The sequence below is a fragment of the Actinacidiphila rubida genome, assembly GCF_900110255.1.
GTDB classification, from domain to species: domain Bacteria; phylum Actinomycetota; class Actinomycetes; order Streptomycetales; family Streptomycetaceae; genus Actinacidiphila; species Actinacidiphila rubida.
In genome coordinates this window covers 22,363-47,135 of record NZ_FODD01000004.1, presented here as the reverse complement: position 1 = coordinate 47,135, position 24,773 = coordinate 22,363, and the positions used below count along the sequence as shown (strand labels likewise).

Here is a 24,773-nt window from a genome sequence, read left to right as displayed (position 1 = left end):
CGGCCCGTCAGCCCGACGGCGGCCGGTCCGCCGGGGGAGGCGGCGCCCCCTTCTCGTACGGCGTCGGAGACCCCGCGGCCTGCGACCCGCCCGCGCCCGAGCCTCCAGCGCCCGACCCCTGTGCCCCCGCCCCGTCCGCGCCCGACTCCCCGGAGCGGGCCCCCGCGGTCGCGTTCCCGTCCGTCCCGGCCGCGCCCGCGCCCTCGTGCTCCTCCTGGAGGCCGGGCCGCAGGCCGATCTTCGCGACGATCGCGGCCGCGGCCATGATCCCGGCCATCACGTAGAAGACCGTGCGGGTGGAGTACGCGAAGTCCAGCCGGACGTAGTGCGGGACGGTGCCCGAGCCGGACGGCGCGGAGTGCGACTGCGCGAGGGAGTGGGCCTGGGAGGAGGCCTGGGCCGCGGGGACGCCCTGGGAGATCAGGGACGTGCGCAGATGGGACTCGAAGACGGCCAGCGAGATCGTGCCGAGCACCGCGAGACCGAGGCTGGCCGCGTAGTTGCGGACGGTCTGGGTGATGCCGGTGGCCTCGCCGTACGACAGGCGCCCGGCCCGGTTCACCGCGTCCGTCGTCGCGGGCGTCAGCATCATGCCCATGCCGAAGCCGGCGAGGATGACGTACCACTGCTGCGTGCCGAAATCGAGGCCGGTCACCTCGCCGGCGAGCAGGAAGAAGCCGACCGCGGCGAGCACGCACCCCAGCACGACCGGCCGCTTCGCCCCGCCGCGGTCCAGCATCCGGCCGCCGATCTGGGACGCGATGACGAACCCGACGAAGAAGTAGAGCAGGTAGAGGCCGGCCTCCGACGCCGACTTGCCCAGGCCGATCTGGGCGTACTCGCTGGCGAAGAAGAACAGCGGCACGAACACCAGCATCGAGGTGCCCAGCACCAGGTTCTGCACCCCGAACGCACGGTTGCGGAAGATCCGCACCTGCATCAGCGGCGAGGGCGTCCGCAGCTCCACCGCGTAGAAGACGGCGAGCAGCAGCAGGCCGCCCGCGATGCACAGCGCGATGCCCGGGTTCGACCAGTGCCAGATCTGCGCCTGCTGGAACCCGAACACGCTCAGCCCCACCCCGCCGGCGATCAGCGCCAGGCCGCGGTAGTCCATCGGCGCGGGGCGGTGGTCGGTCACCGGCTTGGAGAGCGCGATGAGGACCAGGGCGATCACGGCGACCGGCACGTTCACCCAGAAGATGGCCCGCCACGTCCACTGCGTCAGGTAGCCGCCGAGGATCGGCCCGATCGCGGTCAGGCCGCCGGCGATCCCGAAGAACAGGGCCAGCGCCCGGCCGCGCTCGCGCAGCGCGAACGTCTGCACCACGATGCCCAGCGCGGCGGGGAACATGATCGCGCCGCCGACGCCCTGCACCGCCCGGAACGTCACGATCCACGCCTGGGCGGCGCCGCCCTTGGGCGTCAGCCCGCACAGCAGCGAGGAGAGGGCGAAGATCACCACGCCGGCGACCACGACCCGCCGGTGGCCGGCGGTGTCGGCGAGCCGGCCGCCGTAGGCGAAGAACGCGGCCAGGGTCAGCAGGTAGGCGTTGACGGCCCACTGCAGGCCGGTCGTCGACAGGTTCAGCTCGCGCTGGATGTCGGGAGCGGCGATCGACACGATGGTCTGGTCGATGAAGGTCATCGCGACCGCGAAGATCATCGCCGCCAGGACCAGGTTCCGCTGCCCCGTTCCGCCGCCGCCCGCCGCCGATCCGCTCACGCCCGCTCCTCGCTGCTCGGTCCTCGCTCGCGGTCCGGGCACCCGGCCCCGGCTCCCGGACCGGCGCCCGTTCGGTGGTCCGCCCGGTGTCCGGGACACGCGGGCGTCCCGCCCCGCGGCCCTCGTTTCCTCCTACCGTCGGCCACCGCCCGCCGGCCCGCGAGCGTGCGGCGGCCAGTCGGGCGCCCGGCGGCCGCGGCCGAGGGCCGGCGGGCGGACGGCGTACGGGGTCCGCTGGGTGGCGTGCGGAAGCCCCGGGCGGCGCGCGGGCGCGGATCGGGCGCCCGCCCGGCCGAGAATCCCGTGCCGCGGGCCTGTCCGGGCCACCCGGCCACCGCGATAATGACGCGGCATGGGGTCCGTGATCACCGTGGTGGCCGTCGCGTTGGTGGTCGCGGGCGCCGCGGCGGGGCTGTTCTGGCTGGTCCGCGGGCGCCGCGGGTTCGGCACGCCGGCCGACCGGGCCGCCTTCGCCACCCTGCACGAGGCGTCGCTGGCCGCGCCCCCGCTGCGTGACGGCCTCAACCCGGACTCCGCGCGCCGCGCCGCCCGCCACCTGCGCGCGCTGCTGGGCACTCCGGCGCTCGCGGTCGTCGGGGACGGCGAGCTGCTGGCGTGGGAGGGGCCGGGCCGCCGGCACGCGCCCGCGGCGGTCGAGCACGCCCGCGAGGCGATGGAGAGCGGCCGGCCCTGGGTGGTGCCGCCCGAGATCGTCGAGTGCGGCGACCTCGACTGCCCGGTGCGCAGCGCGGTGGTGGTGCCGCTGGTCGTCGACGGCTTGGTCGTCGGCGCCCTGTCGGTCTACGGACGGCAGGTCTCCGCGGGGCTGGTGCGGGCCGCGGGGGAGGTCGCGCACTGGGTCATCGCGCAGCTCGAACTCGCCGAGCTCGACCGGTCCCGCACCCGCATGGTGGAGGCCGAACTGCGCGCCCTGCGCGCCCAGATCTCGCCGCACTTCGTGTACAACTCGCTCACCGCGATCGCCTCGTTCGTCCGCACCGACCCCGACCAGGCCCGGGAACTGCTGCTGGAATTCGCCGAGTTGACCCGCTACAGCCTGCGCAGGCACGGCCAGTTCAGTACTCTCGCCGAGGAACTGCGGTCCGTGGACCGGTACTTGCGGCTGGAACGCGCCCGGTTCGGCGCCCGGCTCCAGGTCGACCTGCTGATCGCCCCCGAAGTGCTGCCGGTGGCCGTGCCGTTCTTGTGCCTGCAGCCGATCGTGGAGAACGCCGTGCGCCACGGCCTGGGCCCCAAGCCGACGCCGGGCCGGGTCACGATACGGGCCGTGGACGCGGGAGCGGAGTGCCGGATCAGTGTGGAGGACGACGGGGTGGGCATGGACCCCGAGGAGGTCCGCGTGCAGCTGGCCGGGGAGGGCGACGGGGACTCGCTCGGCCTCGGCAACGTGGACGAGCGGCTGCGCGCGGTGTTCGGCGACGAGTACGGGCTCGTCGTGGAGACCGCCCCGGGCGCCGGGACCAAGGTGAACGTCCGGGTGCCCAAGTACCGGAACGGGGTGCGCGCGTGAGGATGCCGCTGCGGGTGCTGGCCGTGGACGACGAGCCGCCCGCCCTGGAGGACCTGACGTACCTGCTGCGCGGCGACCACCGGATCGGGCGGGTGCTCGCGGCCGGCAGCAGTGACGCCGCGCTGCGGCTGCTGGAGTGCGAGACGATCGACGCGGTCTTCCTGGACATCCGCATGCCCGGCCTCGACGGCCTCGACCTGGTGCGGGTGCTGCGGCGGTTCGCCCGCCCGCCCGCCGTCGTGTTCGTCACCGCCTACGAGGACTTCGCGGTCGACGCGTTCGCGCTCAAGGCGTGCGACTACCTGCTCAAGCCGGTCGGCCGGGAGCGGCTGGCCGAGGCGGTGCGCCGGGCGGCGGAACTCATCGACGGGGGCGCCGGCGGTCCCGGCACCTCCGTGCCGGCCGGACCCGGGGTGCCGCGCGGCACCCGCGCCGCCGACCCGGCCGACGAGCGCATACCCGTCGACCTGGGCGGCGTCACCCGGTTCGTCTCGCGGGACGAGGTGGCCTACGCGGAGGCGCGCGGCGACTACGTGCGGCTCCACGCGGGCGGCCGGGCACCGCTGGTGCGGGTCTCCCTCACGGTGCTGGAGGAGCGCTGGGCGATGCACGGCTTCGTGCGCATCCACCGCGGCTACCTGGTCTCGCTGCGGCACGTCGAGGAGCTGCGGTCGGACGCCGGGCACTGGACCGTGCGGGTCGCGGGCACCGAACTCCCGGTCGCCCGGCGGCACTCCAGGGAACTGCGGGACCTGCTCGTGCGCTGGGCGCCGGCGTCCGGCGACGGGCCGTCATGACGGGGACGCCGCCGCCGTCGCGCCGGGTCGCGGTCTCGGCGCCGCGCCGCAACCGCTCGGGCGGCTGGTCGGCCCGCGCGGGCGCGCAGGACCTGCACGCCCAGCCGCGCCTCGGCCAGATCTACCTGCGCGCCCTGGTGCGCGACCAGTTGCGGCTGGCCTTGGGCGTGCTCGCGGTCCTCGCGGTGGTGCTCGGCGGGCTGCCCGCCGCGTTCGCGCTGCTGCCGGGGCTGCGCACGCTGGAGGTCGCGGGGATCCGGCTGCCCTGGCTGCTGCTGGGCGCGGTCGCCTACCCGGTGATGGTCGGCGCGGCCTGGTTCCACGTGCGCCACGCCGAGCGCGTGGAGCGGGACTTCACCGACATGCTCAACGCGCCGGGCGCGCCCGCCGTCCCCGCACCGGGCGCACCGGGCGCACCGGGCGGACCGGGCGGACCGGGCGGACCGGGCGGACCGGGCGGCGACGCGGACGCGACCGTCCCCGAGGTCGCCGAGGGCGACGCACCGCGGGCCGCCGCCCCGCCTCCCGGCGACGGGACGGCCGCAGAAGCCGGGCCGTCCGGCGTCCCGGGCGAGCGGTGAACCCGGCGCTCGGGCTGGCGGCGCTCGCCCTGGTCCTCGCGGCGACCGTCGCCGTCGGCGTCTACGGGCTGCGCCTGTCCCGCGGCACCTCGGACTTCTACGTGGCCTCGCGGGAGGTGTCGCCGCTGTGGAACGCCTCCGCGATCGGCGGCGAGTACCTGTCGGCCGCGTCGTTCCTCGGGGTGGCCGGGCTGGTGATGGCCTACGGCGTCGACATGCTGGCGTACCCCGTGGGCTACACCGCCGGATACCTGGTGCTGCTGCTCCTGGTCGCTGCGCCGCTGCGCCGCTCCGGCGCCTACACGCTGCCGGACTTCGCCGAGGAACGGCTGGGCTCGGTCGCGGTGCGGCGGGTGGCGAGCGTGCTGGTCGCGGTGATCGCCTGGCTGTACCTGCTGCCGCAGCTCCAGGGGGCCGGGCTCACGCTGCAGACGGTCACCGGCGCACCGCGCTGGGCCGGTGCGGTGGTCGTGGCGGTCGCGGTCACCGGCGTCGCCGCGGCCGGCGGCATGCGCAGCGTCACCCTCGTGCAGGGCTTCCACTTCTGGCTCAAGCTCACCGCGATAGCCGTACCGGCCGTCTTCCTGGTCCTGGCCTGGCGCTCGGCGGGGTCGCCCGCACTGACCGGACCTGACGTGCCGCGGTTCGCGCACAGCACCGTCGTCACCCTGGACGGGCAGGTGCGGTTCGACGTGACCGCCCCGGTCACCGTGACCGTCCGCGGCACCCTCGACGGCACCGCCTACGGCCGCGGGCCGGACGTCGGACCCGGCAACTCACCTGGCGGCGCGAGTGGTTCGGGTCCGCACGACCCCGACTCCGCCTCCACCGGGGCCGGCACCGCCGTGCGGCTGGGGCGGGGACAGCATGTCGCCGGGGACGGGACCCGCCTGGGGTTCCCCGCGGGCGCCGCCGTCCCGCACCGCGACGGCCTGAAGCCGGCCACCGGCGCCGCGTGGGCCGACCCGCTGTCCGGCGCGGGCGGGCGCTCCCACCCGCTGTACGCGGTGTACTCGATCCTGCTCGCGACGTTCCTCGGCACGATGGGCCTGCCGCACGTCCTGGTGCGCTTCTACACCAACCCCGACGGCCGCGCGGCCCGCCGCACCACCGTGCTGGTGCTGGTCCTGCTCAGCGTCTTCTACCTGCTGCCGACGCTGTACGGCGCCCTCGGACGGGTCTTCGCACCGCAACTGCTGCTCACCGGCCGGACCGACACCGCGGTGCTGGTGCTCCCGCAGCTCACCGAGGCGGGCGCGGGCGGCCGGCTGCTCGCCGCGCTCGCCACCGCCGGGGCGTTCGCCGCGTTCGTCTCGACGGCCTCCGGGCTGACGGTGTCGGTCGCCGGGGTGCTGTCGCAGGACCTGATGCACGGGTCGGCCCGCGGCTTCCGCTGGGCGACGCTGCTGGCCGCCGGGCCGCCACTGGTGATGGCGGCGGTGACCGCGGGGCTGCCGGTGGCCGACGCGATCGGCCTGGCGTTCGCGGTGGCCGCGTCGTCGTTCTGCCCGCTGCTGGTCCTGGGGATCTGGTGGCGCGGGCTGACCGACACCGGCGCGCTGCTGGGCCTGGTGACCGGCGGCGGCCTGGCGGCGTGCGCGGTGGTGCTGACCAGCGTGCGCGGCCCCGGCGGCGGCTGGTCGGCGGCGCTGCTGGAGCAGCCGGCCGCGTGGACGGTGCCGGTGGCGTTCGCGGTGATGGTCGGCGGGTCGCTGCTGACCCGCCACCGGCTGTCGGAGGACGCGGTGGACCGGGTGATGCTGCGGATGCACCTGCCGGAGGAGGTCGGCGCGGCCGAGCCGCTGCCGCAGCCCCGTTGACCCGGGACCGACCCCGAGCGGCCGCGGTCGCGGGCACGGCGCGGGCGCGCGCGTGCGGCGCGGCAGACAGCCCGTCGCCGGACCGCGGCGCGGACCCCGGGCGCCCGAGCCCGGCACCGATCCGTCGCCCGACCCCGGCACCAGAACCCGACCCCGGCGCCCGGCTCCGGCAGAGACGCGGAGACCCCGCCCGCAGACATCCGGCTTCCCCTCACCGGCAGACCCCGGCTTCCGCTTACCCGCCCGCATCGTGGCCTCCGGTGCCGTGAACTGCACGGAGTGCCAGGGCCGTTGGGCGCACCACGGCTACCGCTCGGCGTGCCGGGGCGACCGTCCGCCGAACCGGCCGCACCGCTGGGCGACGCCCGCCGCGGAGCGTCTGGCCGCCCGTGGTGATCACTTCCTAGCGTGACAGCAGGCCCCCTACGGGCCCGCCACCCCTGCCGTTCCTCGATGAGGAGGAGAACTCGCAGATGAGCACTCCCGACACGACCCCCGCGCCCGGCGCGGACTCGATCGCCGACCCCGGGCCGCTCGGGCTCGCCGGCTTCGCCGCCACCACGTTCGTCCTCAGTTCCTTCAACGCCCACCTCATCGACCAGAACCTGCTCGCCGTGGTGCTGCCACTCGCGCTGTTCTACGGCGGCCTGGCCCAACTCCTCGCGGGCCTCTGGGAGTTCCGCAAGGGCAACACGTTCGGCTCCACCGCGTTCGTGTCCTACGGCGCGTTCTGGCTGTCGTACGCCGCCTACGTGAAGTTCGTCGCCGGCGGCCTGCCCGCCGGCACCGCGCACCAGGCCACCGGGCTCTACCTGCTGATATGGGCGGTGTTCACGGTCTACATGACGGTCGCCGCGCTGCGCACCAACGGGGCGATCCTGGCGGTGTTCGTCACCCTGTCGCTCACCTTCATCCTGCTGACGATCGCCGAGTTCTCGCAGTCCACCGGCATGACCAAGGTCGGCGGCTGGGTCGGCCTGATCACCGCGCTCTGCGCCTGGTACGCCTCCTTCGCCGCGGTCACCAACGCGACGTGGAAGCAGAACGTGCTGCCGGTCTTCCCCGGCGCCGGCGCGAAGGTCTCCCTCGGCGGCCGCGGCGGACCGGTGGCGGGCGAGGCCCACTGATGGACGGCGACGGCGAGACACTCGCCAACCTGCTTCGCGAGGAGCGGCGTTTCCCGCCGCCGCCGGAGATGGCGGCGGCGGCCAACGCCGGCGAGGACGCCTTCCGGGCGGCCGACGCGGACGGCGACGCGTTCTGGGCGGCGGCCGCCGCCCGGCTGGAATGGGCCGAGCCGTGGACGCAGGTCCGCGACTGGAGCCGCGCGCCGTTCGCCCGCTGGTTCACCGGCGGCCGGCTCAACGTGGCGGCCAACTGCCTGGACCGGCACGTGCGGGACGGGCGCGGCGACCGGGTCGCCTTCCACTGGGAGGGCGAGCCCGGCGACACCCGGACCCTGACCTACGCCGACCTCAAGGACGAGGTCTGCCGGGCCGCGAACGCCCTGCTGGAACTGGGGGTGCGGGCCGGCGACCGGGTCGCGCTGTACATGCCGATGATCCCGGAGACCGTGGTGGCGATGCTGGCCTGTGCCCGCATCGGCGCCCCGCACACCGTGGTCTTCGGCGGGTTCTCCGCGGAGGCGCTGCGCGGCCGCATCCTGGACTGCGACGCCCGCGTCGTCGTCACGGCCGACGGCGGCTACCGCAAGGGCGCGGCCTCGGCGCTCAAGCCCGCGGTGGACGAGGCGCTGGAGCAGTGCCCGGACGTGCGCAGCGTGCTGGTCGTGCGGCGCACCGGCCAGGACGTCGGCTGGACCGACGGCCGGGACGTGTGGTGGCACGACCTGGTCGGCGCCCAGCCGGCCGAGCACGAGCCGGAGGCGTTCGACGCCGAGCACCCGCTCTACATCATGTACACCTCCGGGACGACGGCCCGCCCCAAGGGCATCCTGCACACCACGGGCGGCTACCTCACGCAGGTCGCGTGGTCGCACTGGGCCGTCTTCGACATCAAGCCCGAGCAGGACGTGTACTGGACGGCCGCCGACATCGGCTGGGTCACCGGCCACTCGTACATCGTCTACGGGCCGCTCGCCAACGGCGTCACCTCGGTGCTGTACGAGGGGACGCCCGACACCCCGCACCAGGGCCGCTGGTGGGAGATCGTGCAGAAGTACGGGGTGACGATCCTGTACTGCGCGCCCACCGCGATCCGGACGTTCATGAAGTGGGGCGAGGAGATCCCGGGCCGCTTCGACCTGTCCTCGCTGCGGCTGCTCGGGTCGGTCGGCGAGCCGATCAACCCCGAGGCGTGGATGTGGTACCGCCACGCCATCGGCTCGGACCGCTGCCCGGTGGTCGACACCTGGTGGCAGACCGAGACCGGCGCGCACATGATCAGCCCGCTCCCCGGCGCGGCCACCCTCAAGCCGGGCTCCGCCCTGCGGGCGCTGCCCGGCATCCGGGCGGAGGTCGTCGACGACACCGGCAAGCCGGTGCCCAACGGCTCCGGCGGGTACCTGGTGCTGACCGAGCCGTGGCCGTCGATGCTGCGCACCATCTGGGGCGACGAGCAGCGGTACATCGACACCTACTGGTCGCGCTTCCCCGGCTACTACTTCGCCGGGGACGGCGCCAAGAAGGACGAGGACGGCGACATCTGGCTGCTGGGCCGGGTCGACGACGTGATGAACGTGTCCGGCCACCGGATCTCCACCACCGAGGTGGAGTCCGCGCTGGTCTCCCACCCGCGGGTCGCCGAGGCGGCGGTCGTCGGCGCCGCCGACGCCACCACCGGGCAGGGGATCGTCGCGTTCGTGATCCTGCGCGGCGACGGCGGCGGGGACACGCCGGACGGTGAGCTCGCCGCGAAGCTGCGGGCCCACGTGGCCAAGGAGATCGGCCCGATCGCCCGTCCCCGGCAGATCCTCGTCGTCGGCGAACTCCCCAAGACCCGCTCGGGCAAGATCATGCGGCGCCTGCTGCGGGACATCGCCGAGAACCGCCCGCTCGGTGACGTGACGACGCTCACCGACTCCTCGGTGATGGACGCGATCCGCGACGGGCTTCCGGCCGCCGCGGACGGGGACGGCTGACCGGGTCCGGCCCACGCGGGCAGACACCGGCCCGACCGCCCTCACGGCGGCCGTGCGGGACTTCCGTCCCGCCCGGCCGCCGTGCGCCCTCACACGGCCGCGGTCACTGCTCCGGGGTGAGCCGGAGGGAGACCGAGTTGATGCAGTAGCGCTGGTCGGTCGGGGTGGGGTAGCCCTCGCCCTCGAAGACGTGGCCGAGGTGGGAACCGCAGCGCGCGCAGCGCACCTCGGTCCTGACCATCCCCAGCGTCTTGTCCTGGATCAGCTCCACCGCTTCGGACTTGGACGGGTCGTAGAACGACGGCCACCCGCAGTGCGAGTCGAACTTGGTGTCCGACCGGAACAGCTCCGCACCGCAGGCGCGGCAGGAGTACACGCCCTCCGTCTTGGTGTCGGTGTACTCCCCGACGAACGGGCGCTCGGTGGCGGCCTGCCGGAGCACCGAGTACTCCTCCGGGGAGAGCTCCGCGCGCCACTGCGCGTCGGTCTTGTTCACTTCGTACGCCATGGGGCCTCCTCAGCTGCCGAGGCGGGCGAGCACCAGCGGACCCAGGTCGGTCACGTCTCCCGCCCCCATGGTGAGAACGAGATCACCGGGCTTCGCCATTCCTGCCACGACCTCGGGAATCGCGGACTTGTCGTGCTCGGCGGCGACGTCGGCGCCTGCCGCGCGGGCCGCGTCGATCACCAGGTCGCTCGTCACCCCCGGAACCGGGTCCTCGCGGGCCGGGTAGATGTCCAGCACGACGGACGCGTCGGCCAGCGCCAGCGCGGCGCCCATCTCCGCGCCCAGTTCCCGGGTGCGGCTGAACAGGTGCGGCTGGAAGACCACCAGCACCCGGGCGTCCGGGCCGGCCGCGCTCCTGATGGCCTCCAGGTCGGCGGTCATCTCGGTGGGGTGGTGCGCGTAGGAGTCGATGACCTGCACGCCCGCGGCCTCGCCCTTGAGCTGCAGCCGGCGCTTGACCCCGGTGTACTTCGCCAGGGCCGCGGCCAGCTCGCCGGCCGGGACGCCCATCGCGACGCCCGCGGCGAGCGCGGCCACCGCGTTGTGCGCGTAGTGGCGGCCGGGCACGGAGACGGTGAAGGTGAGCGGGCCGCCGTCGAGCAGCACGGTCACCTCGCTGGTCAGGCCGTGCGCCGTGATCGCGGTGATCCGCAGGTCGGCGTCCTCGGACTCACCGTACGTGACGACGTCGAGACCGGCGGTGTCCCGCACGCGGGCGGTCAGCTCCACCGCGCCCGGCTGGTCGGCGGCCACCACCAGCGTGCCGCCGGGGCGGATCTTGCCGACGAACGTCGCGAAGGACTCGTAGATCTCCTCCATCGACGCGTAGTTCGCGTGGTGGTCCAGCTCCACGTTGAGGACGATGGCGACCTCGGGGGAGTACGTGTGGAAGCTGCGGTCGCTCTCGTCGGCCTCGGCGACGAAGATCTCGCCGTCGCCGTGGTGCGCGTTGGAGCCGGGCGCGTCCAGGTCGCCGCCGATCGCGTACGACGGACCGCGGCCCAGCGCGGTCAGCGCGACCGCCAGCATCGAGGTCGTGGTGGTCTTGCCGTGCGTGCCGGCCACCGCGATCGGCCGGGTGCCGTCCATCAGCGCGGCCAGCGCGTCGCTGCGGTGCACCACCGGCACGCCCCGCTCGCGGGCCGCGGCCAGCTCGGGGTTCTCCTGGCGGATCGCGCTGGACACGACGACCGCGGTGGTGTCCGGGGCCAGGTGCCCGGCGTCGTGCCCGATGTGCACGGTGACGCCCAGGCCCCGCAGCGCCTGGGCCGTCTCGGAGTCCTTCGCGTCGCTGCCCGCCACCCGCGCCCCGCGCTGGGCGAGGATCTTGGCGATACCCGACATCCCGGCTCCGCCGATCCCGACGAAGTGCGGGCGTTCCAGGGCGGACGGCAGGGGCGGGGTGGGCGTGCTCATGCGCGGGTCTCCCGGGGTGCGTGCTCGGCGACGGTCTGCGGCCCGATTCTCGCACCTCCGTCACGCGTGCTCGTCCCGCTCGGCGTCGTGGCCCTCCGGTTCGTGCTGGGCGAAGAGCTTGAGCACCGGAACGCCGACCTTGTGGCGGGCCCGCGACGTCCAGTCGCGGTGGAAGAACTCCTCGACGAAGTGCGGCGCGGTGAGCACGATCACCTCGTCGGCGCCGGTCCGCTCCACCACGGTGCGCAGCAGGTCCAGCGGGTGGTGCTCGACCAGCTCGCCGACGGCCTCCGCGCCGGACGCGCGCAACGCGTCCAGGGAGTACGCCAGCGCCCGCTCGGCCGGCGGCACGGCGTTCTCGCCCTCGGGCTCCCTGTTCTCGCGTGCGGCGTCGTCGAGGTATCCCAGTGCCACGTCGTCGACGGCCCGCAGCAGCCGGTCCTGGTCGCCGCGCGGCTGCATGAGCACGACGAACGAGACCTGCTCGTCGCCGTGCAGGGTGGTGACCATCTCGACGTCGGCAGGGGCGAGCGGCTTCTCGATCATGAGTACGGTCGTGAACACGGACGCGTCCTTGTCTCTCGTGGGCCCTACCCCGATCCTCACAGGGCACCGGGGTAAGTGTTCCCACGCGACGCGAAGCGGAACAGAAGAATCCGCTTTTTCGGTGAGTTCTCCGGCGAGCCCGGCCCCGCGCGGGCCCCCGGCCGGGTCCCGTCCGGTGTCCGGCCACTCCCGTGTACCCCGGCTGTACCCCGGCGCCGGCCCGGCACCCGCTAGGCGCGGACGTACCGGGTGAACAGGAAACCGTCCTCCTCCAGGACCGACAGCGGCCGGAAGCGGGACGGCGGCACGACCGCCGGGCCGTGCATGATCCGGGGCTCGTCCCCCGCCGTGACCAGCGGGGACAGCGTCAGGCACAGCTCGTCCACCGCGCCGGCGGCAGTGAACTGCGCGAGCAGCCGCGGGCCGCCCTCGTGCAGCATCCGGCCCAGGCCGAGCGCGGCCAGTTCCCGCACCGCCCGCACCGGGTCCACGCCGTCGCCGTCCCCGGCGACCACCACGCGCGCCCCGGCGCCGCGCACCGCCGCCACGTCCGCCTCCTTCGCGGCGGCGCCGGTGAGCACCAGCGTGGGCACCACCGGCCGGGTGAACAGGGGAGCGGCCAGGTCCAGGTCCAGGCTGCGGCTGACCACGGCGATCGCCGCCGCCGGCGGCTGGCCGTCGGCGGCCCGCCGGTCCGCGAACGCCTCCCGCACCTTCGCCGGGCGGTAGCCCTCCTGCCGTACGGTCTCCGCGCCCACCACGACCACGTCGGCCAGCGCCCGCAGGGTGCCGAAGATCCGCATGTCGGCGGGCGAGGACAGCGGCGCCGAACGCCCCTCGGCCCGCGCCGCGCCGTCCAGCCCGGACACCATGTTGGCCCGCAGGTACGGCCCGGACTCCCGCGGCGGGTACGCGTACGCGTCCGCGAGTCCCAGGAGGGTGCCGAGTGCCGGTGAGCCGTCGTCCTGCCCTGGGTCCCGTCCGGACACGGGGAAAAGCCGCTGCATGTCGCGCAGTGTCGCACGGGGCGGGGCCGTGGGCTGCGCCACATTGGGCCAGGACGGTGGCGCGGCCGCACTACGATGGGTAGTCGTGTCCTCCTCCCTCGCCGAGACCGGCGCCGTCCCGACCACCGGGCCGGTGGCCCTGAGCGCGCGGACGCCGGTGGTGGACACCGCGCGGCTGGTCAGCGACATGGTCCCGCCGCCGCGCTTCGACTCCGTCCGCTTCGAGACCTATCTCCCCGACGAGCGGCAGCCCAGTCAGGCCGAGGCGGTGCGCAGGCTGCGCTCCTTCGCCCAGCGCACCGGCGCCGCGTCCGGCGCGGGCGAGCGCAGGCGCTGGTTCCGCCGCGAGCCGCAGGCCCCGCAGGGGCCGACCGGCGTGTACCTCGACGGCGGCTACGGCGTCGGCAAGACCCACCTGCTGGCCAGCGTGTGGCACGCGGCCCCCGCCCCGCGCGAGCGCAAGGCGTTCGGCACCTTCGTGGAGCTGACCAACCTCGTCGGCGCGCTGGGCTTCCAGCAGGCCGTCACCGCGCTCAGCGACCACAGCCTGGTCTGCATCGACGAGTTCGAGCTGGACGACCCGGGCGACACCGTGCTGGTCTCCACCCTGCTCGGCCGCCTCGCCGACGCGGGCGTCCGGCTGGCCGCCACGTCCAACACGCTGCCCGGCAGGCTCGGCGAGGGCCGCTTCGCCGCCACCGACTTCATGCGCGAGATACAGGGCCTGTCCGCCCGCTTCGCCTCGCTGCGCATCGACGGCGACGACTACCGCCACCGCGGACTGCCCGCCGCGCCCGCCCCCTACGGCGACGACGAGGTGACCGCGGCCGCCCAGGGCACCCCGGGTGCGGCCCTCGACGACTTCGGCGCGCTCACCGCCCACCTGGCCGTGGTGCACCCCAGCCGCTACGGAGCCCTGTGCGACGGCGTGCACGCGCTGTACCTGCGCGGCGTCGAGCAGATCACCGACCAGGCCACCGCGCTGCGCCTGGTGGTCCTCGCCGACCGGCTGTACGACCGGGAGATCCCGGTGATGGCCTCCGGCGTGGCCTTCGACCGGCTGTTCACCGAGGAGATGCTGGCCGGCGGGTACCGCAAGAAGTACTTCCGCGCGGTCTCCCGGCTCACGGCACTCGCCCGCGACGCCCGCGCCGACGACGAGACCGCCGCCTGAGCCCTCGCGCCGACGCCTGGCCCTCCGGCCGTCCGCCCGGCACCTGACTCCTCCGGCCGTCCGGCCCCGGCGCTGGCGGCCGGCCCGGATCGGGCGGAGGATCGGGCCATGGCCAAGCACGCCCACCACGCGAAGGACAGGCCCGCGTCCAAGGGCAGGGACGCACCCCAGGGCAAGAAGGCCGGCAAGGACAAGTCCGGCGGGGGCAAGGCCGCGTCCGGCGGCGGGCCCGCGCCCGCGGACCTGCGGTCCCTGCTGAGGGTGCCGGCCGGCGACGGTCCGGTCGACCTGGCGGCGTTCGACCCGTCCGCCACGCCCGGCGCGCCCCCGAGCAAGAAGCACGCCCGGAAGGAGACCGAGGAGCTGCGGCTGCGCCTCGCCGACCTCCAGGAGCGGCTCTTCGCGCAGAGCACCGCCGGGGACCGGCGCCGCCTGCTGGTGGTCCTGCAGGGCATGGACACCTCCGGCAAGGGCGGCACGATCAAGCACGTCGCCACGGGCCTGAACCCGACCGGCGTGCGGGTCACCGCCTTCAAGACCCCCACCGCCGAGGAGCGCGCGCACCCGTTCCTCTGGCGGATCCGCAAGGCGCTGCCCGAGGCCGGCGAGATCGGCGTCTTCGACCGCTCCCACTACGAGGACGTGCTCATCGTCCGCGTCCACGACCTCGTGCCGCGGGCCACCTGGCGGCGCCGCTACGACACCATCAACCGCTTCGAGCAGTCCCTGGCCGACGACGGCGTCACCGTCCTCAAGGTCTTCCTGCACATCGGCCACGACGAGCAGCGCGAGCGGCTGCTGGCCCGGCTCGACCGGCCGGACAAGCACTGGAAGTTCAACGCCGGCGACATCGAGGAGCGCGCGATGTGGCCCGCCTACCAGGAGGCCTACCAGGCCGTGCTGGAACGCTGCTCGACCGGCGCCGCGCCCTGGTACGTCGTGCCCGCCAACCGCAAGTGGTATCGCAACTGGGCGGTCAGCCGGCTGCTGCTGGAGCATCTGGAGGGCATCGACCCGCGGTACCCGCAGGGCGACTTCGACGTGGAGGAGAGCAGGAGGGCACTGCTCCGGAGCTGACCGGCGGTCGCCGGCCGGCACCGCGGGCTCAGCCGGAGCACGCGGTGCGCTGCGCCTCCTGCCACTCGCACACCGGGCACAGCGTGGCGCCCCTGGTGCTGGCGGGGTACTCGGTCGGCTCCCCGCACAGCACGCAGTCGGCGTGCGGCTCGCGGTCCTCCACGGTCTCGGCGGCGGTCCCGGCCGCTGTCTCGGTCACCCCTCCACCGTAGCCGCCCCGCCGGTGCCGCGGACCCGCAGCACCGCGGCGCCGCGCGGCGGCAGCTGCACCGCGCCGCCCTGCTGGAGCGTGCACGCCGGCCGGGCCAGCAGCACCTCGCACGGCGCGTTCAGCGGGACGCGCGCGGGGGTGTCCGAGAAGTTGACGAGGATGCGGAACGGGCCGCGCGCCACCCGCAGGGTGCGGCCCCCGGCGGTCGCCGTCACCTCGTCCAGCCGCCCGTCGGCCAGCTCCGGCTCGGCCCTGCGCAGCGCGATCAGCGCCCGGTACCACTCCAGGAGTTCGCGGTGCTCCTGCTTGTCGGGCTCCGCCCAGTCCAGCACCGAGCGGTCGCGGGTCGCCGGGTCCTGCGGGTCCGGGACCTCCTCCTCCGACCAGCCGTGGGCCGCGAACTCCCGCCGTCTGCCGCGGGTGATGGCCGCGCCCAGCTCCGCGTCGGAGTGGTCGGTGAAGAACTGCCACGGGGTCGCGGCCCCCCACTCCTCGCCCATGAACAGCATCGGCGTGAACGGCGAGGTGAGCACCAGCGCGGCGGCGGCGCCGAGCTGGGCCGGCGGCAGCCGGTCGCCGGTGGCGCGGTTGCCGACCTGGTCGTGGGTCTGGGCGTAGCCCAGCAGCCGCCGCCCGGGCGCGGACGCCGGGTCCAGCGGCCGCCCGTGATGGCGGCCGCGGAACGACGACCAGCTGCCGTCGTGGAAGAAGCCGCGGCCGAGCACCTTGGCGAGCCCGGCCGGGCCGGACGCGGCGAAGTCGGCGTAGTAGCCCTGCGATTCGCCGGTCACCGCGGTGTGCAGGGCGTGGTGGAAGTCGTCGTTCCACTGCGCGTGCAGGCCGAGGCCGCCCTGGTCGCGCGGGGCGGTGGTCCGCGGGTCGTTCAGGTCCGACTCGGCGATCAGGAACAGCGGCCGGCCCAGCGCCGCGGACAGGCCGTCCACCGCGGCCGACAGCTCCTCCAGGAAGTGCAGCGCCCGGGTGTCGACCAGGGCGTGCACCGCGTCGAGCCGCAGGCCGTCGAGCCGGTAGTCGCGCAGCCAGGCCAGCGCGCTGCCGATGAGGAAGTCCCGCACCTCGTCGGAGCCGGGCGCGTCCAGGTTCACCGCGTCGCCCCACGGCGTGTGGTGCCGGTCGGTGAAGTACGGGCCGAACGGCGGGAGATGGTTGCCGGACGGGCCGAGGTGGTTGTGCACCACGTCGAGTACCACGCCCAGGCTGTGCGCGTGTGCCGCGTCGACAAAGCGCTTCATCGCCTCGGGGCCACCGTAGGGTTCGTGCACCGCCCACAGCGACACCCCTTCGTACCCCCACCCGTTGGTGCCGGGGAAGGGGCAGACGGGCATCAGCTCGACGTGCGTGACGCCCAGCCGCGCCAGGTGCGGCAGCCGCTCGATCGCGGCGTCGAAGGTGCCTTCGGGCGTGAACGTGCCGACGTGCAGTTCGTAGAGCACCGCGCGGGGCAGCCCGCGGCCCGGCCACGGCACCGACCACGCGAACGCGTCGTGGTCGACCACCGCGGACGGGCCGTCCGGACCGTCCGGCTGCCGCCGGGAGCGCGGGTCCGGCAGCGGCGGGCCGCCGTCGAGCCGGTACGCGTACCGCGTGCCGTCCCCGGCCGGCAGCTCCGTCCGCCACCACCCCGTCCGTGACGGGTCGGGGCCGAGCCGGTGCGTGCGGTCGTCGATCAGGATCTCCACCTGCCGGGCGCCCGGCGCCCACACCTCGAACAGCACGCACGGCCTCCGTCAGCTCAGGTCGACTTGCTCCCGAGCAGATCCATGCCCGGAGGCCGGGTGGTTCAGACGAAGTTCACACGCTCCTGCGTGATCGGGTAGCCCGCTTTGGCGAACGCGGCGGCCATCGGGAAGTTTCCCTGGTCGGTCGCGGCGGCGATCCGGGTCGCGCCGCGGTCGACCAGGTCGTGGGTGCACTCCAGCAGCAGGTCGTACGCGTAGCCGCGGCCCCGGTACTCCGGGACCACGGCGATGAACCCGATGCACGGCCCGCCCGGGTTCTCCGCCGGAACGTGCAGCCCGGCGATCCCGCCGTCGGGCGCGTAGGCGAGCCGCCGCCAGTCCTTGGGCGACGGCATCCAGTCGAGGATGCCGATCGTCTCGTCGAGCGCGGCCTCCAGGCCCTGTTCGTCGAGCGTGCGGCGGTCGTGGGCGTCGAGCGTGCCCTCCATGATGCGGGCCATCACCGCGCGGAACGTCGCGTCGTCCGGCACCGGGCGGCACTCCAGGCGGCCGGTGCGCGGCGGCAGCGGGGTGGTGCCCGCGGATTCCGCGGACCCCGCGGACCCCGCCGACTCCCCGGACCACGTGTAGCGGTAGCGCTCCACCAGCAGCCGCATACCGGCCTGTTCCGCGGCGGCCCTCCGGCCCTCGGCCTCGGCCCGCACCGCGGGGTCCTCGCGCCAGCCGTGCGGCAGCAGTAGGTCGTACTCGGCGTGCAGCGGCGCGGCGCGCAGGAGTTCGGAGGCCGCGGTGGACTCGCCCGGCGCGAAGTCCAGCCAGTCCAGGGCCACCGGCGCGGTGTCCCCGTCCTTGCCCCACCAGGCGGCGCGGGCCACGACCCTGCCGTCGCGCAGCGCGACCCACGACCAGTCGGGGCGGTACTCGCCGCCCTCGTCCACGGTCGCGAAGGTGCGGCCCAGCAGCGCGCGGCCGACCAGGCCGGCGTCGGGCAGCGAGGTGAACAGGGCGGACTCGCCCGCGACGAGCGGGCGGAAGATCAGATCAGACATGTGTGTCCTGGAATTCCTTCGGGAGGCATGCGCTCCCGTGGACTCAGGGACGCCCGGCGGATGGGCGGGAGCGCGGCACGGTGACGGTCATCGCTCTCGCCTCCTCTCCTGGTCTCTCGGACGTCCCCGGAACCGTAGCCCGGACGCCGGCCGCGGGTCCACCGGATTTCCGCGGGCCTGCCGGCCGCGCGGAAACGGGCCGCTCACCCTCCCGGACCTCGGCGCCCGGACCCCGCCGGGCCGCCGGCGCCTACGCCGGGGTGAGCAGGGCCACGGGGGAGCCGGCGAGGAGCGTGGCGAGCGGGACGCGGCCCTCGTGCCGGGCGCCGGTGAGCCGGTCCTGCCAGGTCCCCGGGGGCAGCGGCAGCACGGTGCCGTCCCAGCCGCCGGCGTCCTCCAGTCGTGCCGGCAGGCGCGTGGCGACGGAGACCGCGCCCTCGCCGCGCACGAACGCGACGGCGTGCGCGGCGGCCGGGCCCGCCGCGGCCAGCGGCCGGTACGCGGCCGCCGGCCCGTACCACTCGGGGTGTTCCCGGCGCAGCCGCAGCGCGACCGCGGTCAGCCGCAGCTTGGCCTGGTCGAAGCCGCGCGGCTCGGCGCCGTCCAGCAGCTCCTGGAGGGTGCGGGCGACCCCGAACCGGTTGGTGCCGGGCTCCGGCTGGTGGAGCGTGCCCCGGTTGTCCGGGTCGACCAGCGTGTACACCGGGTACTCCGTGCCCTGGTACACGTCCGGCACGCCCGGCATCGTCAGGTGCAGCAGCGCCGCGCCCAGGCTGTTGGCGGCGGCGTACCGTTCCAGCGTCCCGGTGAACTCGCCGATGTCGTAGACCTGGACCCCGCAGGGCCCCTCGTCGGTGAAGTCGGCGACCGCCTTCTCGTACGCCTCGTCCTGCTCGGTCCACGAGGTGCGCAGCCCCGACTCGCGCACGGCCTTCAGCACCGCGGGCACCAGCCGGTCGGGGGAGCAGAAGCCGAGGCCGACACCGGTCTGGAAGACCGTGTACTGGGTGTGCCGGTCGGGCGCCGCCGGCGTGCCGAGTCGCGCGGCCCGGGCGTCGCGGGCGGCCAGCCACTCCCGCCAGGCCGCCGGCCGCTCCGTGAGCACCGCCAGCCGCAGCCTCAGGTCGGCACTGCGCTTGGTGTCGTGGGTGGACAGCACCGTCCCGGTCGCCGGCCGCTCCCGCAGCAGCCGGGCGCAGTAGGCGTGGAACTCCTCGGGCGTGGTCGCCGGGTGCCCGGGGTCGCGGCCCACCTCGCACAGCGACAGCAGTGGCACGTACCGGTAGAACGACGTGTCCTCGACGGACTTCGCGTGCAGCGCGGAGGCGACCTGGGCGAACCGCACGCAGAAGTCGGCGGCGTCCTCCCCGGGCCGCCGCCCCAGCGCCAGGTCGCGCATCAGGTCGAGGACGGGGGACAGCGCCGTTGGGCACTGCTCGCGGGCCCGGTCCGCGGCCCCCTCCATGAGCGCCGTGTCGGCGTCCGCCGCGGGCTGCCCCGGCCGGACGTACGGTCGGTAGACGGGCACGCGGACGAGCAGCTCGCGGATCGCGTCCGCCAGCGCCCCCGCCCCCGCGCCGCCGTCCGCGCCCGCCTCGGCTCCCGCGCCCGCCTCGGCTCCCGCGCCCGCTCCTGCTCCCGCGCCCGTGTCCGCGTCCGGCGGCGCCGCCGCGAGGGCGCGCTGGGCCGAACGGGTCAGCCGGGCCACCTCGGCCGCCAGGTCGTGCGTCACCACCCGGTACGCCGCGCGCCGCGCGGTGGCCGCCCACCGGCCGCCGCGGTCGTCCGGGACGCCGGTGAACTCCCGGTAGAAATCGGCCAGTTCCGCCGCGCCCTCGGGGTCGGTGAACAGCCCGTCGACACGGTCGAGCGCGTCGTACCCCGTCGTGCCCGCGCACGCCCAGTCGGACGGCAGCTCCTCGTCGCGCTGGAGGATCTTCTCCACCACCGTCCACCGCCCGCCGGTCGCCTCGGCCAGGCGCCGGAGGTAGCCCGCGGGGTCGGCGAGTCCGTCGGGGTGGTCGATCCGCAGCCCGTCCACGACGCCCTCGCGCAGCAGTCCCAGGACCGTCGCGTGCGTGGCCTCGAACACCTCCGGCCGCTCCACGCGCACCGCGATCAGGTCCGAGATGGTGAAGAAGCGGCGGTAGTTCAGCTCGGTGCGGGCGGTCCGCCAGTAGGCGAGCCGGTACCACTGGGCCTCCAGCAGCTCCGGCAGCGGCAGGTCCTCCGTGCCCGCCCGCAGCGGGAAGCGGTGGTCGTAGTACCGCAGCACCCGGCCGCCCGCGGCCTTGTCCTTGACCACCGACAGCTCGCCCAGGACGTCCGGCACCGGCTCGCCCAGCACCGGCAGCAGCACCCGGCCGCCCAGCGCGTCCCAGTCGATGTCGAACCAGGGCGCGTACGGCGACGAGGGCCCGTCGCGCAGCACGGCCCACAGCGGGCCGTTGAGGTACTCGGGGGCGGGGACCGCCATATGGTTCGGGACGATGTCCAGGATCAGCCCCAGGCCGTGCTCGCGGGCGGTGCGGGAAAGCTCCCGCAGGCCCTGCTCGCCGCCGAAGGCGGCCCGCACCCGCGTGTGGTCCACCACGTCGTAGCCGTGCCGGGAGCCCGGGACCGCCTCCAGCACGGGCGACAGGTGCAGATGGGTGATGCCGAGGGCCGCGAGGTAGGGCACGGCGCCGGCCGCGTCGGCGAAGGTGAAGCCGGGCTGCAGCTGTATCCGGTAGGTCGAGCTGGGCGTCACGGGGGTTGCCGTCATGGGGTCTTCTCTACCCCGGATCGGCGCCCGGGGCGCGCCGGAGCGGTCCGAACGCCACTCCGTGCCCCGAGCCGGCCACCGCCCGCGCCCGGAGCGCCGTCAGTCCGCCGGGCGCTGCAGCACCACCATGCTGCGGTCCGCCAGCAGCAGCCGGTCGCCCGCCGCCACCAGCTCGCCGGTGCCCGGCACGACGCCCTCCGGCCGCTCGGTGTCCACCACCAGCTGCCACTCCTTGCCGTGGTTGACCGGCACCACGAACTCCTGGGCGCGCGGCGCGGCGTTGAACATCAGCAGGAACGAGTCGTCGGTGACCCGCTCGCCGCGCGGGCCCGGCTCGGAGATGGCGTTGCCGTTGAGGAACACCACCAGCGAGCGCGCGTGCGCCGCCTGCCAGTCGCGCTGCGTCATCTCCTGGCCCTCGGCGGTGAACCAGGCGATGTCCGACAGCTCGTCGTGCGTGCCCTCGACCGGGCGGCCGTGGAAGAAGCGGCGCCGCCGGAACACCGGGTGGTCGCGGCGCAGCCACACCATCGACTTCACGAAGTCGTGCAGCCGCAGCGCCTCCTCGTCGGCGTCCGAGGTGCCCGCCTTGCCCGGCCACAGGAGCCACGACAGCTCGTTGTCCTGGCAGTAGGCGTTGTTGTTGCCGTGCTGGGTGCGGCCGAACTCGTCGCCGTGGCTCAGCATCGGCACGCCCTGGGACAGCATCAGTGTCGCCACGAAGTTGCGGACCTGCCGGCCCCGCAGCGTCTGCACCGCCCGGTCGTCCGTCTCGCCCTCCGCGCCGCAGTTCCACGAGCGGTTGTGGCTCTCGCCGTCCCGGTTGCCCTCGCCGTTGGCGTCGTTGTGCTTGTCGTTGTACGACACCATGTCGCGCAGGGTGAAGCCGTCGTGGCAGGTGACGAAGTTGATCGAGGCCAGCGGGCGGCGGCCGTCGTCCTGGTACAGGTCGGAGGAGCCGGTCAGCCGCGACGCGAACTCCGCCAGCGTCGCGCTCTCGCCCCGCCACAGGTCCCGGACGGTGTCCCGGAACTTGCCGTTCCACTCGGTCCACAGCGGCGGGAAGTTGCCCACCTGGTAGCCGCCCTCGCCGACGTCCCACGGTTCGGCGATCAGCTTCACCTGCGAGACCACCGGGTCCTGCTGCACCAGGTCGAAGAACGACGACAGCCGGTCCACCTCGTGGAACTGCCGGGCCAGCGTGGCCGCCAGGTCGAAGCGGAAGCCGTCCACGTGCATCTCGGTCACCCAGTACCGCAGGCTGTCCATGATCATCTGCAGCACGTGCGGGCTGCGCATCAGCAGGCTGTTGCCGGTGCCCGTGGTGTCCGTGTAGTAGCGCTTGTCGCCGCTCAGCCGGTAGTACGAGGCGTTGTCCAGGCCGCGCAGCGACAGCGTCGGGCCCAGGTGGCTGCCCTCGGCGGTGTGGTTGTACACCACGTCGAGGATCACCTCGATGCCCGCCCGGTGCAGCGCCCGCACCGCGGTCTTGAACTCCAGCACCTGCTGGCCCCGGTCGCCCAGCGAGGAGTAGCCGTTGTGCGGGGCGAAGAACCCGATGGTGTTGTAGCCCCAGTAGTTCGCCAGGCCCGCGTCGGCCAGGCGGTGGTCCTGGACGAACTGGTGCACCGGCATCAGTTCCAGGGTGGTCACCCCGAGTTCCACCAGATGGCTGATCACGGACGGGTGTGCGAGCGCCGCGTAGGTGCCGCGGATCTCCTCCGGCAGCCCGGGGTGGGTCATCGTCAGGCCCTTGACGTGGGCCTCGTAGATGATCGTCCGGTGGTAGTCGATGCGCGGCGCCCGGTCGTCGGCCCAGTCGAAGTAGGGGTTGACCACCACCGAGGTCATGGTGTGCGGGGCGGAGTCCAGGTCGTTGCGCGAGTCCGGCTGGCCGAAGCGGTAGCCGTAGACCGCCTCGTCCCAGTCGATGGCCCCGCTCATGGCCTTGGCGTAGGGGTCGAGCAGCAGCTTCGCCGAGTTGCAGCGGTGGCCGCGGGCCGGGTCGTACGGCCCGTGCACCCGGAACCCGTACCGCTGACCGGGCATCACCCCCGGCAGATAGGCGTGGCGGACGAAGGCGTCCGCCTCCCGCAGCTCCACCGCCGTCTCGGAGCCGTCGTCGTGCAGCAGACACAGCTCGATCCGCGACGCGACCTCGGAGAAGACGGCGAAGTTGGTGCCCGCCCCGTCGAAGGTGGCGCCGAGGGGATACGACTGACCCGGCCAGACTTGCATGTAGTGACTCTTCCACTCCGGAACCGGACCTCGTGGGACATCTCCCGCGATCCCGGCAGTTGTGTTGCCGAACCCGCATCCTCCCATCACGCCCCACCCGAGGGTGACCTAGCCACAACAGGGCGCAATCGCAAGGGTGATGAGGTTTTCCGTTAGTCGTCAAGTAGGGTCGATACCGCTGCGGCACCCCCCGCACCGCAGTACCCTTCCTTGATCGTGGACGGGGTGGGAGGCGGTGCAACGGTGACGTCCGGAGGTCTGATGCTCCCGGGTGGCGGTGAGCAGGGCGACCGGCACGTCGCTGACGACGCCAGCGCCGACGGCCCGAGTGGCGCGGTCACCCTCGCCGCGCCCCTGGAGATCGGAGCGGAACTGGACTGGGGTGCCGAGGCCTGGGCCGAGGTGCGGACCCGGGCGCGCCGGGCCGGGCGGGCGTACGTCTGGCTCAATCTCGTCGAGCAGCGGCTGCGCGCCGTCGTCAACGCCGTGCTGCGGCCGATCTACGAGCCGGTGCACGGCGAGGAGTGGGTGGTGGCCGCGGCCGGCCCGGCCGGCGGCGAGTGGGTGCAGCGGGCGGTCGCCGTCCGCGAGGTGAGCCGCCGCAAGGGGTTCCTGCTGGACCCCGCCGACGACAACGTGCTGAGCTTCCTCACCCTGCCGCAGCTGCGCGAGCTGGTGGTCCAGCACTGGCCCTGCTTCGAGCCGTACTTCGACGACCGGCGCGAACTCGAACTGGCCCTGGACGAGCTGGAGGTGGCCCGGCACGTCGTGTCGCGCAACCGGGCGCTGTCCAGGACGGTGCTGGACCAGGCCGAGCGGGCCTCGGCGCGGCTGCTGGAACTGCTGGGCGCCGGCGCCCCCCGCAACACCTCGCAGCGGCTGCCGGTGGACGCGGTCGAGCAGCTGGTCGCCGACCGCTACGCCGACGTCATCGGCGTCTACCCGGACCGGGTGCGGCTGCAGCGCCAGCTGCCGGTGGAGGACCTGTTCGCCGGTGCCCGGCGGCTGGACGCGATCGGGATCGGCCTGAACCTGCTGGTGCAGAACTACTCCGGGCGGCGCCTGGTGCGGCTGGCCGAGTCCGGCTGCCGGGTACGGCTGGCGTTCCTCAACCCCGCCAGCAGCGCGGTGCGCCGGCGCGAGCGGGAACTCGGCCTCGGGCGCGGCGAGCTGGGCCGCTCGGTCGAGATGAACATCATGCACATGCGCCGGGTGCGGGCCCGGCTGCGGGACCAGGGCGCGTTCGAGATCCAGGTCTTCGACGAGACCCCGCGCTTCACCGCCTACCTGGTCGACGGCGACAGCGGCGACGGCCTGGCGGTCGTGCAGACGTACCTGCGGCGGGCACGCGGCATGGAGGTCCCCGTGATGGTGCTGCGCGGCGGATCACGCAAGGTGGTCGAGGGCGAACGCCCGAACGAGGGCGGCCTGTTCGAGGTCTACCGCGAGGAGTTCGAGGGGATCTGGACCGATTCGCGCCCGGTGTCCTGAACCCGGCCCGCCCCGCGGCGCTGTCAGTGGGGCACGGGAT

General features: G+C 74.5%; 19 protein-coding genes. 9 read left to right on the top strand and 10 right to left on the bottom strand.

What is annotated here, in order from left to right:
• Window positions 1-7: 7 nt before the first annotated feature.
• Window positions 8-1,663 (bottom strand): MFS transporter, encoded by a 1,656-nt coding sequence (locus BMW99_RS04840; protein WP_079175947.1) that lies wholly within the window; start codon window positions 1,661-1,663, stop codon window positions 8-10.
• 412 nt (window positions 1,664-2,075) lie between these two features.
• On the opposite strand from BMW99_RS04840, the gene BMW99_RS04835 reads away from it, so the two are divergent.
• From BMW99_RS04835 to acs, 6 genes are all read left to right on the top strand, one after another.
• Window positions 2,076-3,254, top strand: a complete 1,179-nt coding sequence (locus BMW99_RS04835; RefSeq protein ID WP_075016294.1) for a histidine kinase — start codon at window positions 2,076-2,078, stop codon at window positions 3,252-3,254.
• 2 nt (window positions 3,255-3,256) lie between these two features.
• Window positions 3,257-4,051 (top strand): LytR/AlgR family response regulator transcription factor, encoded by a 795-nt coding sequence (locus tag BMW99_RS04830; protein WP_069465211.1) that lies wholly within the window; start codon window positions 3,257-3,259, stop codon window positions 4,049-4,051.
• Complete coding sequence (locus BMW99_RS04825; RefSeq protein ID WP_069465212.1) at window positions 4,048-4,632, top strand: hypothetical protein; 585 nt, start codon at window positions 4,048-4,050, stop codon at window positions 4,630-4,632. Before BMW99_RS04830 ends, BMW99_RS04825 begins: the two co-directional genes overlap by 4 nt.
• Window positions 4,629-6,452, top strand: coding sequence for a sodium/solute symporter (locus BMW99_RS04820; protein ID WP_075016293.1), 1,824 nt, complete (start codon window positions 4,629-4,631; stop codon window positions 6,450-6,452). Before BMW99_RS04825 ends, BMW99_RS04820 begins: the two co-directional genes overlap by 4 nt.
• A gap of 473 nt (window positions 6,453-6,925) precedes the next feature.
• Window positions 6,926-7,579: an acetate uptake transporter gene (locus tag BMW99_RS04815; protein ID WP_069467119.1), complete on the top strand. Its 654-nt coding sequence runs from the start codon at window positions 6,926-6,928 to the stop codon at window positions 7,577-7,579.
• Window positions 7,579-9,552, top strand: a complete 1,974-nt coding sequence (gene acs, locus BMW99_RS04810) for an acetate--CoA ligase (protein ID WP_069467118.1) — start codon at window positions 7,579-7,581, stop codon at window positions 9,550-9,552. Before BMW99_RS04815 ends, acs begins: the two co-directional genes overlap by 1 nt.
• Before the next feature lie 103 nt (window positions 9,553-9,655).
• Here the strand turns inward: acs and msrB are convergent, their stop codons facing one another.
• The 4 genes from msrB to BMW99_RS04790 form a co-directional block, all read right to left on the bottom strand.
• The gene (gene msrB, locus BMW99_RS04805; RefSeq protein ID WP_069467377.1) at window positions 9,656-10,060 is read right to left on the bottom strand and encodes a peptide-methionine (R)-S-oxide reductase MsrB; all 405 of its coding nucleotides are present in this window, start codon (window positions 10,058-10,060) and stop codon (window positions 9,656-9,658) included.
• A 9-nt stretch (window positions 10,061-10,069) separates the two neighbouring features.
• Window positions 10,070-11,476: a UDP-N-acetylmuramate--L-alanine ligase gene (gene murC, locus BMW99_RS04800; RefSeq protein WP_075016292.1), complete on the bottom strand. Its 1,407-nt coding sequence runs from the start codon at window positions 11,474-11,476 to the stop codon at window positions 10,070-10,072.
• 60 nt (window positions 11,477-11,536) lie between these two features.
• Window positions 11,537-12,040: an indole-3-glycerol phosphate synthase gene (locus tag BMW99_RS04795; RefSeq protein WP_075016291.1), complete on the bottom strand. Its 504-nt coding sequence runs from the start codon at window positions 12,038-12,040 to the stop codon at window positions 11,537-11,539.
• Between the two features lie 212 nt (window positions 12,041-12,252).
• Window positions 12,253-13,029, bottom strand: a complete 777-nt coding sequence (locus BMW99_RS04790; RefSeq protein ID WP_069463702.1) for a pyrimidine reductase family protein — start codon at window positions 13,027-13,029, stop codon at window positions 12,253-12,255.
• A gap of 85 nt (window positions 13,030-13,114) precedes the next feature.
• Between BMW99_RS04790 and zapE the strand changes: the two genes are divergently transcribed.
• Both zapE and BMW99_RS04780 read left to right on the top strand, forming a co-directional pair.
• Window positions 13,115-14,203, top strand: a complete 1,089-nt coding sequence (zapE, locus tag BMW99_RS04785; RefSeq protein WP_069463701.1) for a cell division protein ZapE — start codon at window positions 13,115-13,117, stop codon at window positions 14,201-14,203.
• Between the two features lie 108 nt (window positions 14,204-14,311).
• Window positions 14,312-15,280, top strand: coding sequence for a polyphosphate kinase 2 family protein (locus tag BMW99_RS04780; protein WP_079138434.1), 969 nt, complete (start codon window positions 14,312-14,314; stop codon window positions 15,278-15,280).
• 28 nt (window positions 15,281-15,308) lie between these two features.
• Here the strand turns inward: BMW99_RS04780 and BMW99_RS41175 are convergent, their stop codons facing one another.
• The 5 genes from BMW99_RS41175 to glgX form a co-directional block, all read right to left on the bottom strand.
• Window positions 15,309-15,479: a hypothetical protein gene (locus BMW99_RS41175; protein ID WP_176735486.1), complete on the bottom strand. Its 171-nt coding sequence runs from the start codon at window positions 15,477-15,479 to the stop codon at window positions 15,309-15,311.
• Window positions 15,476-17,227: a malto-oligosyltrehalose trehalohydrolase gene (gene treZ, locus BMW99_RS04775; protein ID WP_079175933.1), complete on the bottom strand. Its 1,752-nt coding sequence runs from the start codon at window positions 17,225-17,227 to the stop codon at window positions 15,476-15,478. Before treZ ends, BMW99_RS41175 begins: the two co-directional genes overlap by 4 nt.
• 65 nt (window positions 17,228-17,292) lie before the next feature.
• The gene (locus BMW99_RS04770) at window positions 17,293-18,240 is read right to left on the bottom strand and encodes a GNAT family N-acetyltransferase (RefSeq protein WP_075016290.1); all 948 of its coding nucleotides are present in this window, start codon (window positions 18,238-18,240) and stop codon (window positions 17,293-17,295) included.
• Between the two features lie 250 nt (window positions 18,241-18,490).
• On the bottom strand, window positions 18,491-21,004 hold the full coding sequence (locus BMW99_RS04765) for an alpha-amylase family glycosyl hydrolase (protein ID WP_075016289.1): 2,514 nt from the start codon (window positions 21,002-21,004) through the stop codon (window positions 18,491-18,493).
• Window positions 21,005-21,103: 99 nt separating this feature from the next.
• A complete protein-coding gene (gene glgX, locus BMW99_RS04760; protein WP_069465630.1) occupies window positions 21,104-23,242 on the bottom strand; it encodes a glycogen debranching protein GlgX in 2,139 nt (712 codons plus the stop codon).
• 243 nt (window positions 23,243-23,485) lie between these two features.
• Here glgX and BMW99_RS04755 point away from each other — a divergent pair, with 243 nt between their 5' ends.
• Window positions 23,486-24,733, top strand: coding sequence for an SAV2148 family HEPN domain-containing protein (locus BMW99_RS04755; RefSeq protein WP_069465631.1), 1,248 nt, complete (start codon window positions 23,486-23,488; stop codon window positions 24,731-24,733).
• Window positions 24,734-24,773 lie beyond the last annotated feature (40 nt).